Origin of the sequence: Limnohabitans sp. MORI2, assembly GCF_027925025.1 — a bacterium.
Lineage (GTDB): Bacteria > Pseudomonadota > Gammaproteobacteria > Burkholderiales > Burkholderiaceae_C > Limnohabitans.
On sequence record NZ_AP027058.1, the window covers coordinates 466,300 to 480,809 of the forward strand.

Below are 14,510 nucleotides of genomic sequence, written 5' to 3' on the forward strand. Positions count from 1 at the left end.
CAGAGTGAGCTGACCTATGGAACTCAAACGCATCCTTGCCCGCGACATCCGCGCTGCCAACGAAAAGGCCGTGGCCCAATACGGCCCTGACGTGCTTGTCATCTCAAGCGGCCAAGTCAATGGATTGACTGAGCTGATCGTGGCTGTTGATTTGGCACCTCTGTCGCCAGAAGAAGCGGATCCCCATGTGAAGCCAGAGTTCGCGCAAGTAGGCAAACCCAGTGGCAAGTTTGATGTGCTCCTAGGCCAAACCATTGAGCAAAACAAACGCCAAGCCCGCGAGCGTCAAGCCACCAAGGTGGCTAAACCCATCGTGGAAGTGGCTGCCAAATCAACTGCACCCAAAGTCAAGGCCGCGCAAAAAGTGCAAGCCTCAGCGATGGACGAATCAGCCAAGCAGGCCGCCGAAGAGCACGACACTTTGCGCGGTCGCGAAATCGTGGCGCTGGTACGTGAAGAGCTCAACTCTTTGCGCCGCGAATTTAAGCTCGGCCAACAAATGGCAGCTTGGCAACAAGGCGGTATGCCATTGCCTGCCGCTGTCCTGCCTTTGCGCGATGCCCTGAACGATGCACCGATTCCTGTCGCTTTGCGTGCTTTGCTGATTGACAACATCAAAGACCACGACAACATGGCAGACGCCATGGGTGCTTTGAGCCGCCAATTGGCGCACTCTGTGGAGCAAGAACAAGCGCAAACGCCTGTGTCTGGCATTCATGCTTTGGCTGGCCCATCAGGCGCTGGCAAGTCCATGATGGTGGCCCGCTTGGCACAACATGCCGCGCAATTGCATGGCAGCGAAAAAGTCATGGTCATCAGCTTCCAGGACCAGCGTGCTGGCGCTTGGAACCAAACCCAATTGCTGTGCGCACAGTCTGGCGTGGATTCCTTCCGCGCCACCAACGCTTCCACCTTGAAGCTGTTGTTGGATGAGCACACCGATCGCAAACTCATCTTGATTGACACCGCCGGTGTGCAAATGAACGAACGCCTGGCTGAGATTCGCGCCATGAACCTGAATGTTCAGTGCCATGCTGTGATTCCCGCTGATGCATCAGCGGCCAACATCCGTCGTGTGTTTGACAACACCGACAACGTTTGGGCATCCTTGATGCTGAGCAAGTTGGACGAATCCACCCAGCCTTGGGCCTTGTTGCAGTTCTTGACCGACAAATCGTTGAGCGTGTCTGTGGCCAGCCACGGTGACCGCACCAGCGATTTGGTGCAAGACGTGTCATTGGCCGGCTTGGTTCAATGTGCATTGGACAACTTGCCATTGCCTGAGACCGAAGAACAAGCTCAACAAAATGCACGCGATGCCGCAGTGAACGACATCGCATCTTCCAAATTGGCACAAATTGCCGCGAAATTTAAAACCGAAACCACAGGCTTGACCCATGAGTAATACACGTAGAACAGAAGTCATCGGCATTGCCAGCGGCAAGGGTGGCGTCGGTAAAACCACCACCTCTATCAACTTGGCTGTGGCGCTGACGCAGCTGGGCCACAGCGTCATGCTGTTCGATGCCGACCTCGGCTTGGCCAACGCGCAAATTGCTTTGGGTGCCCGTGCGGAATACAACTTGGGACACTTCTTGGCAGGACAAAAGTCGTTGCAAGAAATTCTCGTGACAACTCGCCAAGGCGTGAAGCTCATCCCCGGCGCTTCGGGTATGCAAGAGTTGGCAGGCCTGAGCGACGTACAAGCGGCCAGCATCGTGCAGTCGTTTGGTGTGTTGTCTGACGACGTAGATTATTTGATCGTTGACGTGGCTGCTGGTATTTCGCCCTCCGTGTTGTCTTTCTTGGCAGCCTGCCAGCGCCGCTTCATCGTGGTCAAAGACGATCCATCGTCTATTGCTGACGCCTATGGCACCATCAAAATCTTGAGCAAAGAGATGGGCTTGGATGAAATCTATCTCTTGCCCAACATGGTCAAGAGCCAGTCAGAAGGCTGGAAACTTTATAAAAAGCTCAACGACGTCTGTGTGCGTTTCTTGGGCGAATCGGTGCACTACCTGACCTCGATCGAAGAAGATGAGATGGTCTTGCGTGCACTCAAAAAATACCAGTCGGTGATGGAACTCGCCCCCGGTACGGCAGCCGCTCGTGACTACATGCGCTTAGCTGAGGCATGCACGCACTTGCGTCCGATTGATCACCCCTCGGGTGGTCTTCAATTTTTCATGGAGCGACTGATGCAAAACAGTTCGTCTGACACATGAGAACACTATCCCCCGTACAAATGTACGAATCTTGCAAGCCTAAAGGCGAAGATTTGGTCATGGCCCATTTGGGCTTGGTCAAACGTGTGGCTTTGCACTTGAAGGCTCGTATTCCTGCATTCATGGAGCTCGATGAGCTGGTTCAAGTGGGCATGATTGGTCTGCTCGAAGCTTCTCGTGCTTTTGATCCCACCAAGGGCATCGAGTTTGAAAACTTCGCACACAGCCGTGTGCGTGGTGCGATGCTGGATGAAGTGCGGCGATTGTCGTTTTTGCCTCGCTCTGCAGTGGCTTTCAACAAAGAGCACAACACCACGGTGCATGCGCTAGCAGCTGAGTTGGGTCGCACGCCGACCCAATCAGAAATTGCCGAGTACATGGGCAAAGATCTTGAAGAGTTTCACAAAGAGCGCGGCAAAGCCAAGCGCTTTGAGACTTATTCGATGGAAGTGGTGACCGAAGAGGTGATGACCATTGCCGATGACAGCTCGCAGCAACCAGAAGTGATTGTGGAAGAGGCCGAATTCATGGACGCGGTGACGGATGCGATTGCGCAGTTGCCTGAACGTGAGCAGCTCGTCATGCAGCTTTACTACGTTGAAGAGTTCAACCTCAAAGAGATTGGCGAGACACTGGGCGTGAGTGAATCGCGCGTGAGTCAAATCTTGTCCTCCGTAGTCAAGAAGTTGCGTGGCACTCTCAAGGTTGACAACGCTGCCGAAACCGAGAAGGTTGAGACAAGGAGACGCGCATGAGTAACTTCATGATGAACATGATCTCGTGGATCTTGCTCCTTTTGGTGATTTTGACGCTGTATTTGATTGACAAAATCAACAACTTGGCCAAGATGTACGAGGCGCCTAAGCCAGATGTGCCCGCTCTGCCAGAGTTGGGGGCTGAAATTCCTGGCGATTTGCTGTTTTCAGGACTCGAGGGCAAAAAGCTATGGGATGCCATGAACGGCAAACAGGTCGAAGGCTTTGATGCCAGCATGATCGATGCTTTACGCCCGCACTACGAGCCTATCTTGCGTGAACACATTGTGGCCACCTTCAAAGATGGGTTGGAGGAAGTGGGCGGAGATGAAAGCAAAGTTCCGAGTTCTACACGAAAGATTCCAACTGTGCGTGGGCACATCGTGTCTTGGTTGCCACCACAGCATTTGGGCAGCGTTTATCGCTCCGCCCTAGAGTTTGCGGGTAGCTATGCCAACAATCCCAACCCTGATGTCTTGGTTCGTTTGAAGCAGACGGTAGACAGCGTGGTGGATATGCTTTACCAACGTGTTGGCATCACCAATGAAGTGCCGTTTTCTGACTTCTTGTTTGAAGAAGCGCCCATCCATGAAGAGGCGTCACACGACGACAGCACTTTGCTGGCACTGACGGATGAGTCAGCTCAAATCAGCACTTTGGGTGAGGGCTTGGTTGAGAACAGCACAGAGCGCGAGATCACGCCAGAGGAGTTGGCTCAAGGGCTCGAGCATGTTCAAGCCTACGAGGACGAGCAGCGGCAAGAAATTGCCGCTGAAACGGTTGAGGCTGTGATGTATTCCGAGCCTGAGGCAGAAGTTTTGGCCGAAGAAGCCCCTGAGCAAGAGGCTGAGCTTGAAGTGAAACCTGCCTGATATGAATGAGGCTCAAGTTTGCTGGCACGCTTCCGATACTGCTTGTGTACGCTAAGAAATACACAGGAGTTATCAAATGCGAGCCAATTCACGAGCCATTCAAAGTTACGGCGATGTCAAAGTCAGCAGTGGTGTTGCCACGGCTAACAATGTGCAATTGATTCAGATGTTGTTTGATGGCTTGTTGGAGAGTTTGTCCACTGCGCGTGGTCATATCCAGCATAAAAATATCAATGAAAAATCCAAAGCCATTGCGCGTGCCAGCCGTATCGTGATTGGTTTGCAAGGCGCCTTGGATTTTGAAAAAGGTGGTGATCTGGCGAACAACCTCAATGAGTTGTACAGCTATGTGACCCGTCGTTTGTTCCACGCCAACGCCCACAATGATTTGGCGGTGTTGGATGAGATTTATGGTTTGATGCGCGAAATTCGCGACGCTTGGGAAGGTATGCCTTCTCTGGTGCCGGCAAGTAACCGCCCAGCCAGCATGATGAACTGATCAAGCTTTTCCGCTTTTTAGCGGAATTGGCTGATTTATCAGTTAATCTAGCAGGCTGTACGGGAAAGTTTTAAGGCGCATCCAAGTTTGGACTTGGGTGCGCCGACCTGCATGGGGAGAGAGTTAGATGTCAGCAATTATTGGTTTGGTCGTTTTGTTCATTTGCGTGTTCGGCGGTTTCGTGATCGCCGGCGGTAGCTTGGCGCCCATTATCAAAGCCACCCCATTCGAGATGTTCATTATTGGTGGTGCTGGCGTTGGCGGCATGATCACCGGTAACTCTGGCGCGATTTTTAAAGGTGCTTGGGGAGGTATGGGGCGTGTGCTCAAAGGCCCTCGCTACCACAAGGAAGACTACATCGGCATCATTGCGGTTATCTCTAAACTGATGAAAACCTTGAAGGCTGAAGGTGCTGTGGCGATGGAATCGCACGTGGAGAACCCCGAGGCCAGTGCCATTTTTGGTGAATGTCCCAAGATGTTGGCCGACCATGGCTTGGTGGGCTTGGTGTGTGACACCATCCGTTTGATGGTGGTGTCTTCAGGTACCTTGAGTCCCTATGCGGTGGAAGACGTGATGACTGCCTCTATCAAGCACCACCACCACAGCGAAATGCAAAACGCAGACGCACTCTCTACACTGGCTGGCGCTTTGCCAGCGCTGGGTATTGTAGCTTGTGTGTTGGGTGTGGTGAAGACCATGGGCGCGATTGACCAACCTCCTCCTGTACTGGGTGCCCTGATTGGTGGCGCGTTGGTGGGTACGTTCTTGGGGGTGTTCTTGGCCTACGGTATTTTTGAACCCTTTGGCAAACGTTTGGTGCAAATCATTGATGAAGACAGCGAAGCTTTGAAGGTGGCACAACAGGTGATCATTGGCAATATGCATGGGTATCCTGTTCCATTGATCATCGAAGCGGCGCGCGTGTGTATCAACCATCATGCACAACCCACCTTTGGTGAACTCTTTGATGCGTTGAGGAAATAATGGCTGACGAAAAAGACGCGGCCGCCGCGCCCGAAGACGCCGAAAAGGCAGCAGCAGAAGCCGCAGCAGCGGCTGCAGCTGCGCCTGAGAAAACGGAAGAAGAAAAAGACGAAGCACCTGCGCCCGTCATTGTCATCAAAAAAATCATTGATGACGGCCATGGCGGTGCACACGGCGGTGCTTGGAAGATCGCGTTGGCCGACATGATGACGGCGATGATGGCCTTCTTCTTGTTGATGTGGCTGTTAGGCGCTTCCAACGAAGATCAGCGTAAAAGTATTGCGGATTACTTCAAACCCACTTCACAAAGTTTGGTGGCCATTGGTCAGTTGGCTGGTTCCAATGGTGTGTTGGGTGGTCGCTCCATCATCGATCCCGATGGCTTTCCCTTTGCAGCCAAGCAAACGGCATTGCTCGAACGTTTGACACCTCGCTCAGAAGGTGGTCCCAACCCCAGCACGGATCCCGGACAGGAAAACAACAACCCCTATTCAGACCCTGACAAGCTGACGCCTGAGCAAAAGAAAGAAATTGCCCAAGCGCAAGAGAAGGCTGACTTTGACAAACTCGAAAAAGAGATTGAACAAAAGCTGTCTGAAAATAAAAAACTCGGTGGCTTGAAAGATCAAGTGTCCGTGACGCGCGACAAGCAAGGCTTGCGCATTGAGATCATCGATAAAGCTGATTTTGCGATGTTCCCAAGTGGCGGCATTGGCATGCAAGGCAAAGCCTCTAGTTTGATCAGTGAAATCGCCGCATCTTTGGCCGAAATGCCCAACAAGATTGCGATCCGAGGTCATACCGACAGTGTGCCGTTTAACAACAAAGAAGGTCGCAATAACTGGTCCTTGTCTGCAGAGCGTGCCGAGGCAACGCGTGCATTGCTCGAAAGAAGCGGTATCAAAGAAAGTCGCTTTGCACGTATTGAGGGTGTGGCCGATACCGACCCCTTCAATCCCAAAGATCCTCGCGATCCGAGAAACCGCAGGATGAGTATCACGGTGCTCTACAACGACCAAGATTAAGCCCCGCGATGGCGTAAAAAAAGGCAGCTCACAGAGCTGCCTTTTTTCTTGCATGGACCGCAGTGTTGTGTCAGGCGCCTTGGCTTATGCCGCTGGACGCAGCTCGTACTTGTTGATCTTTTCAATCAAGGTGGTGCGTTGCAAATTCAATAACTTAGCGGTACGAGACACATTGCCCGAGTTGCGATTGAGCGCCTGCTCAATGATGCTGCGCTCAATCTGAGCCATGCGCTCTTTGAGCGACAGGCCCTCTGGTGGTAATTGAGGCATGCCTTGCGCCAGCATGATGAGGCCTTCGATCTCGTTTTCCTCTTCTTCCGGCTCCTCGTTCATCTCGGCCAGCACCTCGGGAGGTGGCGTCATTTCGAGCTTGGCCAACAAAGGGGCTTGCGCTTGCAACTCGGCCTGAGCAGAGACCAACCCTTTGGGCAGCAGGGTAGGTGGGATCGCGCGTAAGTCGAGTTCTTGGCCTGCATAGAGCGTGCTGAAGCGATCAACCACGTTGGAGAGTTCACGCACATTGCCTGGCCATGGGTACTTTTGCAAAGCCGCCAAGAAGTCGGGTTTGAAGCGAATGGGTTGCTTGCCAAAGTTGGCGCATTTTTTTGCGAAAAATGCCAACAATTCGGGGATGTCAGTGTTGCGTTCGCGCAACGGAGGCGTCACCATGGGCAGCACATTGAGTCGGTAATACAAGTCTTCACGGAAACGACCCGCCGCAATTTCGTTTTCCAAATCGCGGTGAGTCGCTGCCACCACGCGTACATCCACCTGTACTTGGCGGGTGCTACCAATGGGATCGACCGTGCGTTCTTGCAAGACACGCAGCAGCTTGACTTGCATGTCGAGCGACATGTCGCCAATTTCGTCTAAGAAGATCGTGCCGCCATGGGCTAGCTCAAATCGTCCGATTCGATCGGCGACAGCCCCTGTGAAAGCGCCTTTGCGGTGGCCAAACAGCTCGCTTTCCAGCAAATCCTTAGGAATTGCCGCACAGTTAATTGGCACAAAGTTGGCGCCACAGCGGTCTGATTGCTCATGCAGCAGCCTGGCCAAAAGTTCTTTGCCCGTGCCGCTTTCGCCCGTGATCATCACCGTGGCGTTGGAGTTGGCCATGGTTGCGACCAGTTGGCGCAAAGAGACCGCTGACTCGCTGGAGCCGATGAAGTTTGTCGTGGATGTCATGTCAAAAATTCCTACACATGATTGTCGGCGACTCTGCCTATTTCACAAGACAGAAAAAGTATTCGTATTTAGATTTGTTAAAGATGCCCGAGTCGGTGCCGAATCATGGGGGAGACCTCTCAAGGACATAGATATGAACCGCACCACCTTTTGGGCTGCCACAGCCTCCGCCCTCTTGCTGACCGCTTGCGCTAACACGCCTCCACCCATGCCCGCGCAAGCCCGCTTGGACGAGAGCGCCAACATGATCACACCCATGACACAAAAGCGTGAGACGCTGGTGGCTACGGGTTATGCGGTGATTAGTATTCAAAATCACCGTAATCCTGCGCAGCAACGCTTGCTTGCGATCCGCGCATCCAAGCTTGACGCCTACCGTGCTTTGACTGAGCAGGTCTACGGACAGCAATTGGACGCCAGTACCACCGTGGCAGATATGACGGTGATGAGCGATACCTTCCGCGCGCGCGTCGAGGGCGTGATCTACGGTGCCGTCTTGGTCAGCATCACGCCTGTTGGGGATGACACGTACGAGACCACCATGTCGCTGGACCGTAATGTGGTCAATGACTTGCGTGCTTTGTACATTGCTAGCTTGAGCGCCAAACGTAACTGAGCGAATGTGACGAGATTGTGAAGATGTGGACTTCGTTGCGCCAGCACCTCTGCTTGACGGTTCTTTGGGGGCTGGCAGGTGTCAATTTTTCCGTCGCTGCGGCTGACTTGAGTGCAGAAGAGCGCTTAAAGGCCATTCGCAGAGCCATGGTTGAGGTAGCCATGAAGTCCAACACCCGCGTCAGTGCCACGAGCTGGATGGAGAGCGATGGCAAGTTGCGAGAGCTCAATCGGTTTTCATCTGAAATCAAATTGCGTGACTTGCAAGTTGCGCAATACGTGCGTGACGCAGGGCAACAACCACAAGCAGAGTTGGTCGCGGCCAACCAAGTTGAGTCCGTGCAACCAGGCCGCTGTGAGGCGCCTCAGGCGAAAGCGCCTTTGCGTCAAGTCATGACGGTGGGCATGGATTTATCTCCTGGGTTGGTTCCCACCCAACGCTATCTTGCGCAACAGCTCGGATTTGCGGCACGCACGCGGCTCATTCAATCTGCGGCACGTTCAGAGCGTTGGCGGTTGGTCAGCACACAAGCGCAGGCGCGTACGTATGACCGTTTGATTCATGGTCATGGGGAAGAACACATTCAATGGCACGCCCAGCTCACTGTGACGCCAGTGCCATTGAGCGGCGTCTCTGATGATTACTCTGCTTTTGGTTTGACCTTGCAAGTCAGTGGCCCAGGCCAGCGTCAGGGATGGTTCCTTGCCGAAGAGGTGGTGGTGCCTAGCCTCACCACGCAAGCGTATGGCACACCAAAAATGGATACCGATACCAATGCTGCCATCTCGCGTGCAGTGTCAGCCATGACAGCGCAGCTCGAGAAACAATTGGCATGTGAGCCTCAAACGTTTGCGGTTGAACAAACCAACGGACGTTTGGCACTCAATGCAGGCAGTAACGCAGGACTGCGTGTGGGCGACAAACTCATGATCGCCGATCCGTCGGTTCTGCCTCGCCATACGCTTGAACCTAGCGCACTTGACGCTGCGGTGTTGGCCGAAGTTAAATCGGTGACGCCTTATCAAGCTGAAATCAAGCAAGTGGCAGGACGAAAACAAAAATTCAAAGGGGCTTGGGTTGCTTGGCCTTACACGTACTAAACCATCAACGGGAGAACCGACCATGAAAACGCCTATGACTTCCGTTCGCGCTTTGCTGTGCTGCATGATTGCGAGCGCACCCATGCTTTGTCTAGCAGCCAAACCGGTTGCGCATGCCACGTATGTGGTTGAGTCGGGTGACACGTTAGACAAAGTGATTCGCAAGACCATGCCCGACAGCCCCTTGCGCGTTGATATTTTGCGCAATGCGTTTGTGCAACAAAATCCACAAGCCTTCACCAAGGCGCCACCTCGCTCATTGATGGCTGGGGCTGTTTTGAATGTGCCCAACCATGACGATCTGCTTCGCAGCTATATGGTGCCTGGTCATGCCCCCGGCAACAGCGGCATGCACCGTGGCGGCGGTTATTCGACGGCCGATATGAATATGAACGAGCGCAAGAACTGGGTGCGATTCCCCTAAGGGGCCGCTGTGTCAATCTTGGGTCCTGAGGGCGTCCACGCGATTCCGCGTGTGGCGCCTGTTCATTTGGAAATGCGCACGGCCTATGTTGAGGCGCCAGTGGCACGTCAGCTGGGTCTACACGATGGTCAGGTGGTGCAGGCGGTCGCGGCCATGCGCAATGAGCATCTCAAGTTGGTGCTGAATGAGCACAGCTTTAATGTGCCACTGTTTCCCTACATCAAAGATGGCGACGTGGTGCAGCTGCGTGCACACTTGTTACCCACGGGTAAATGGGCTTTGCAACTCTTGCATACCGGCAGTTTTGCAGGAACGGAGCCATTGCCTACTGGCCTCCCTACCCGCTTGAATACCTTGCTGTTTCAACCACCAGGGTTTACAAACCTCATGGCTTTGTTGCGCCCTGGCGTGTTGGAAGCTTTGATTCCACCGGTTCAAGATGCAGCAGAACTGAAGAAACGCATCGGTGCGCAGCGCTTGAGCATGAGTAGTTTGCAACCTCAAGCACTGAAGCGTTTTATCTTGGGGCATGCCAGATCGAGCGAAGCAAGTTTGGCGGATGGTGAGCCTGTGGCAGACAACACCAAGGTGTTGTTGCGCTTGCTCATGGCCGAACGTGAGCGTGTCGAAGAACAAGACAGCGTAGAGACCCAAGACTCACTCAAGCATGCGTTGGATGAGTTAGAGGCGGCGCAGTTGCAGGCCAGTCCAGCGGTCAACAAAGGTGACTTGAGTTTCGCTTTTGTCATTCCCTTTCGAGACGCAGATCCGGTGGAGCTGCATTTTGAGCAAAAGGGCAATCAGCCCGGGCAACCCAAATCGCCTTTGGTGGTCAATATGCACACACAAAGTCGCGTGTTGGGCGAGGTGTGGCTTAAAACCACCATCAGCGCAAATGCGCAAGTGGATTTGACCATGTGGGCGTTGCGTAAAGACGTGGCCGATCTGGCCAAGTTCAATGCCACCGAACTGACCGATGAGCTCGAAAGTGCAGGCTTGCACATGGGCAGTTTTCAGGTTTACAACGCACCACGTCCAGATGCGACACCAGACCATCCTCCACCAGAACACGGCAGCGTGGTGGACACACGCGTATGAACGACAAACACTACACCCAAGCAGTGGCGTTGGAGTATGGCCGCAACAAAGTGCCTGTACTCACAGCCAAAGGCGATGACGAGCTTGCACGTCGCATCGTGGCCGAAGCCAAAAAGCAAGGCGTGTATGTGGCCGAAGATCCACGTCTGTTAGCGATGTTGAGCCGACTCGATATCGGGCAAGAAATCCCAGAAGATATGTTCACCGCGGTCGCCGTGATTTTGGCGTGGGTGTATTGGCTCAAGGGCATGCAGCCTGGGGATGAAAAGCCCCAAAAAGCCTAGTGGGTTACGCCTCTGCGTAACCTCGACCGCCACCGCGTCGTCCGCCACGCGAGACTTTGCCCAAACGGTCATAAATCTCAACGGAGCTTGCAGGGTCTTGAATTTGCAAACTTTGTAATGCGCCGCGAATGGCGTCAATTTTTCGAACAATCAACACTTCGTTGCGGCGATGCATGTCGCGGCAATGTGCCATGTGTTCTTTGAAACCATCCCACTCTGGGCCTAGGGCGTCAGCAGACTCTGGGCCATCAATCCCAGCCAACTGCGCGAGCTGTTGCAACAGCTCAGTTTTAGATGTTTGCGACGCTTCGAATGCGTCAAGGTTTTGCGCTTTCAGGTGCTCGAACTCTTGTTCGAGCATATCTTCCAGCGTTTTCACCAAAGCCAAAGCCTGCTCAAGTGAGGAGGCTTGTGTGTCCGTGGCGAGTGATGTCATGCGAGTCAACGAACGATCAGTTACCGATCATTTTTTCCAACGCCACAAAGTTTTCGGCGATGCGGCGTGGATTCACAGGATAGTTACCGTCTTTGATGGCTTGCTTGATCGCTTCAACCTTGGAGCGGTCAAAGTCTGGCTGTGCCATGACTTTTTGGGCAACGTTGCTCAAGCTCACTTTGTCTGCTCCTGCGGAAGATGCTTTATCCATGGACGGAGCCAAGTCCTCTTTGGCTTGCGCGGCAGAAGGGCTTCGTTTTTCGACTTTATCGATGGCGCTGCGAATGGCAGCGTTCGATTGCGTCATACGACCGTAGTTTGAAATAGCGTCATTCATGATGTTTTCACTTTCTTAGCCCATTGAGTGGGCCAAACTTTTTCACAACACTTCAATCGACCCCAAATTTTAGAACTTGAGCGTTTTTTTGAAATATTTTTTAAATACCACTTTTCACTTCACTTTCGCGGCATTCGGTCCAGTAATCACGCCATAGAGTGATCGACCCGACTCCGAATTTTTTAAGCGAATTTGTTCACCCAAACCACCGTCTTGCAACGCTTCCGCACGCATTGTGATGGAAAAGCCTTGTCCTTCGCCTGCTGTGACCAAAACCTCTTGTCCGCGCTTGACCAACACAGCGGTCTTCACGTCATACGAACGCAGAGGGGTGTTGGGCGTGAGGTCGCGCACCAACTCCATGTTTTTTAATAAATTTGCATCAGAAATGATTTGGTTTTCCATGCCGGCAGCTGGCATTTCCGCGTAGCTGAACATGGAAGGGGAAATCACCGTACCGCGCTTGAGCAGCTCTTTGGACACCAAGACTCTGTGCAGAGCTTGGCCGGATGTTGTGTCGCGTGAAGGCGTCGGCCCAGCCGTCAGATTGACGAAAAGCTGCCAAGCCGGTTGGGCGCAGCGCACGCGTACGGCCGGTTGGTTTGGAAAAGGGTGCTCAAACTGCAGGTTTTGTTGACAGTTTTGAACCGTAATGCGTGGGTCAACAGGCGCAACCTGCACCTGTTTACCGCGAAAAGAGGGGTGCGAGCTGGCCCATTGTTGAGCTTGTTTTTGCAAGGCCTCAAAACCACTGTCCATTGACGCTGAATCGGCTGCAAAACCAAGCTGGGCGTGGCTTAGCACGCATGCGGCCAGCGCCATGCCCCAGCGCTTCAAGCGTTGGGTGTCGGCATTTTTTAGGCACAGCATTTGCATAGTCATTCGGGTCAGTGTTGATGTTTTGACATTTGTTTAGACACAACCCTTTATGCAAGAACGAAGCCAACTTTTCAAGGACCGATTAAACGGAGCAGCCCATGCAACTCGACCCGTCCTATAGCCCACAGGTGAACACCACCGACGCCTCCGGCATGCCAAAGCTGCCACGGAGCCAGTTGGCGTACGCCCGTACGGCGCCTGCCTTCGCGCGTGCGTTGGCCAGCGCCAATCAATCAGGTGCTTTGGCACCAGAGGGCAGTACGACTCCTTGGAGCACGTCGGTTCGGTCGGGGCAAACGTTGACGGGCATCGTGCGTGAGCAAATGGCCTCGCGTGGTGTAACTATTTCGAACAACGAAGCCATGCGTTTGGCGCAAACCTTGGCGCGTTCAAACAATATTGCCAATCCCAACATGATCCATCCAGGTCAACAGCTGAACCTGGAAAGTTTGAATTTCTCGCTTCAACAAGCGCAGGCGGTGAACCAAGCCATCGCAGCGAACAAAGCGGCTGTGGCCGCCGCCGCCGCACCTGCGGTGACGCCCGCTGCCAATGTGAACACCCTCAACACCAATACACCCATGGGTGCAACAGCTTTGGCGGGCACTGCACAAGTGCAGTTGCTGACACGCTCAGATCGCAGTGGCAATGTGGTGTTAGAAAAAACCATTGATCGTGCGATTGAAAAAGGCTTCATTCCCGCCCAAGATAAACAAGCGGTGATGAACAAAATTGTTCAACTCTCCCAAGAGCACCGCTTTGCCCCCGATGACTTTGCTCGCCTCACTTTGATGGAAAGTGATGGCATGAACCCCAAGGCCACCAATAATCGTTGCCACGGCATCATTCAGTTTTGTGATGGTCCTGATCGCGGTGCGGCCAGTGCTGGGTTTGGCGCCAACCCCAAAGCGATCTTGGGTCATAGCGTGTTGCAGCAGCTCGACATGGTGGGGAAGTATTTTGACGACACAGGTCTGAAGAACTTTGGACCAGTTGGTTTGGATGATCTGTACTTGACCGTGCTCACGCCCGCTGCGCGAAGTGAGACAAGGCCCAATGCAGCATTGAATATTCCAGGTCAACAAGCGGCTTACTTGCACGTGAACCGCGACACCCGTGCACCCATCACGCGTAACTCCATACTTGCTGGGTTACACCAAAACGCCAATGAACGATTGGGCAAAGATGTGTTGGCACAACAGCAACCACGCACAACCCTGCAGGCCGCTCGCTTGAGCGCCTATGCCGCACAAGCGGCCGTGACGGAATCACGTTAATTTCGCGTCAGCGGCAAAAGTTTGCCGCTTCCACCGTCAAAACCGCCGTGGCACGGCTCTTGCATTAATCGACACGAGGTCTCACAACTTGAGGCCATGTGTCAATAAACAGGAGTCTAGTAATGGACGTTTTCAACTCAGCTTTCGGAATACACGAGCGTGCGCTTGGCGTCAGAAGCCAGCGCATGGAAGTATTGGCGCGCAACATCGCCAACGCTGACACGCCTAACTACAAAGCCCAAGACGTTGATTTCAAGGCCATGCTCAAAGAGGCCAAGACCGAATATTTGACAGCCACCAACGAGAAGCACTATGCCGGCCTGACCGAAGCGCCAGACAACGGCATGCGCTATCGCACACCTTTTAACAGCTCATTCGACGGCAACACCGTTGAAATGAACGTCGAACAAGCCCAATACGGTAAGGCGGCGGGTGACTATCAAGCCACCTTGCAGTTCTTGCAAAACCGCATTGGCGGCTTGCGTAAAGCCATGCGCGGGGAGTAATAAA

The 14,510-nt window shown here is 53.4% G+C and carries 18 protein-coding genes; 14 read left to right on the forward strand and 4 right to left on the reverse strand.

The window, feature by feature from the left end; translation table 11 throughout:
• Positions 1–16 precede the first annotated feature (16 nt).
• From QMG27_RS02365 to QMG27_RS02395, 7 genes are all read left to right on the forward strand, one after another.
• A complete protein-coding gene (locus QMG27_RS02365) occupies positions 17–1,405 on the forward strand; it encodes a hypothetical protein (RefSeq protein ID WP_281812778.1) in 1,389 nt (462 codons plus the stop codon).
• The gene (locus QMG27_RS02370; RefSeq protein WP_281812780.1) at positions 1,398–2,225 is read left to right on the forward strand and encodes a MinD/ParA family protein; all 828 of its coding nucleotides are present in this window, start codon (positions 1,398–1,400) and stop codon (positions 2,223–2,225) included. The genes QMG27_RS02365 and QMG27_RS02370 overlap by 8 nt, the downstream gene beginning before the upstream one ends.
• The gene (gene fliA / locus QMG27_RS02375) at positions 2,222–2,980 is read left to right on the forward strand and encodes an RNA polymerase sigma factor FliA (RefSeq protein ID WP_281812782.1); all 759 of its coding nucleotides are present in this window, start codon (positions 2,222–2,224) and stop codon (positions 2,978–2,980) included. The genes QMG27_RS02370 and fliA overlap by 4 nt, the downstream gene beginning before the upstream one ends.
• A complete protein-coding gene (locus QMG27_RS02380; protein ID WP_281812784.1) occupies positions 2,977–3,852 on the forward strand; it encodes a hypothetical protein in 876 nt (291 codons plus the stop codon). The genes fliA and QMG27_RS02380 overlap by 4 nt, the downstream gene beginning before the upstream one ends.
• 76 nt (positions 3,853–3,928) lie before the next feature.
• A complete protein-coding gene (fliS, locus tag QMG27_RS02385; RefSeq protein ID WP_281812786.1) occupies positions 3,929–4,351 on the forward strand; it encodes a flagellar export chaperone FliS in 423 nt (140 codons plus the stop codon).
• A gap of 127 nt (positions 4,352–4,478) precedes the next feature.
• On the forward strand, positions 4,479–5,339 hold the full coding sequence (gene motA, locus QMG27_RS02390) for a flagellar motor stator protein MotA (protein ID WP_281812788.1): 861 nt from the start codon (positions 4,479–4,481) through the stop codon (positions 5,337–5,339).
• Positions 5,339–6,364 carry a flagellar motor protein MotB gene (locus tag QMG27_RS02395; RefSeq protein WP_281812790.1) on the forward strand — a complete coding sequence of 342 codons (1,026 nt, stop codon included), beginning with the start codon at positions 5,339–5,341 and terminating at the stop codon, positions 6,362–6,364. Before motA ends, QMG27_RS02395 begins: the two co-directional genes overlap by 1 nt.
• Before the next feature lie 84 nt (positions 6,365–6,448).
• On the opposite strand, the gene QMG27_RS02400 is transcribed toward QMG27_RS02395, so the two are convergent.
• Entirely contained in the window at positions 6,449–7,549 is a 1,101-nt protein-coding gene (locus QMG27_RS02400) for a sigma-54 dependent transcriptional regulator (RefSeq protein WP_281812792.1), read from the reverse strand.
• A 133-nt stretch (positions 7,550–7,682) separates the two neighbouring features.
• Between QMG27_RS02400 and QMG27_RS02405 the strand changes: the two genes are divergently transcribed.
• From QMG27_RS02405 to QMG27_RS02425, 5 genes are read left to right on the forward strand one after another with little or no spacing between them, the layout of a single operon-like run.
• Positions 7,683–8,165 carry an LPP20 family lipoprotein gene (locus tag QMG27_RS02405; RefSeq protein WP_281812794.1) on the forward strand — a complete coding sequence of 161 codons (483 nt, stop codon included), beginning with the start codon at positions 7,683–7,685 and terminating at the stop codon, positions 8,163–8,165.
• Positions 8,166–8,218: 53 nt separating this feature from the next.
• Positions 8,219–9,265, forward strand: coding sequence for a hypothetical protein (locus QMG27_RS02410; protein WP_281812796.1), 1,047 nt, complete (start codon positions 8,219–8,221; stop codon positions 9,263–9,265).
• Between the two features lie 34 nt (positions 9,266–9,299).
• Positions 9,300–9,689, forward strand: a complete 390-nt coding sequence (locus tag QMG27_RS02415; protein ID WP_281812798.1) for a hypothetical protein — start codon at positions 9,300–9,302, stop codon at positions 9,687–9,689.
• Between the two features lie 9 nt (positions 9,690–9,698).
• On the forward strand, positions 9,699–10,787 hold the full coding sequence (locus QMG27_RS02420) for a hypothetical protein (protein WP_281812800.1): 1,089 nt from the start codon (positions 9,699–9,701) through the stop codon (positions 10,785–10,787).
• Positions 10,784–11,071 (forward strand): EscU/YscU/HrcU family type III secretion system export apparatus switch protein, encoded by a 288-nt coding sequence (locus tag QMG27_RS02425; protein WP_281812802.1) that lies wholly within the window; start codon positions 10,784–10,786, stop codon positions 11,069–11,071. The genes QMG27_RS02420 and QMG27_RS02425 overlap by 4 nt, the downstream gene beginning before the upstream one ends.
• 4 nt (positions 11,072–11,075) lie before the next feature.
• Here the strand turns inward: QMG27_RS02425 and QMG27_RS02430 are convergent, their stop codons facing one another.
• The 3 genes from QMG27_RS02430 to flgA form a co-directional block, all read right to left on the reverse strand.
• Positions 11,076–11,507: a flagellar export chaperone FlgN gene (locus QMG27_RS02430; RefSeq protein WP_281812804.1), complete on the reverse strand. Its 432-nt coding sequence runs from the start codon at positions 11,505–11,507 to the stop codon at positions 11,076–11,078.
• Positions 11,508–11,523: 16 nt separating this feature from the next.
• Complete coding sequence (gene flgM, locus QMG27_RS02435) at positions 11,524–11,844, reverse strand: flagellar biosynthesis anti-sigma factor FlgM (RefSeq protein WP_281812806.1); 321 nt, start codon at positions 11,842–11,844, stop codon at positions 11,524–11,526.
• Between the two features lie 114 nt (positions 11,845–11,958).
• Positions 11,959–12,726, reverse strand: a complete 768-nt coding sequence (gene flgA, locus QMG27_RS02440; protein ID WP_281812809.1) for a flagellar basal body P-ring formation chaperone FlgA — start codon at positions 12,724–12,726, stop codon at positions 11,959–11,961.
• Positions 12,727–12,821: 95 nt separating this feature from the next.
• On the opposite strand from flgA, the gene QMG27_RS02445 reads away from it, so the two are divergent.
• Positions 12,822–14,000, forward strand: coding sequence for a LysM domain-containing protein (locus QMG27_RS02445; protein ID WP_281812811.1), 1,179 nt, complete (start codon positions 12,822–12,824; stop codon positions 13,998–14,000).
• A 122-nt stretch (positions 14,001–14,122) separates the two neighbouring features.
• Entirely contained in the window at positions 14,123–14,506 is a 384-nt protein-coding gene (gene flgB, locus QMG27_RS02450; protein ID WP_281812813.1) for a flagellar basal body rod protein FlgB, read from the forward strand.
• Positions 14,507–14,510: the final 4 nt, after the last annotated feature.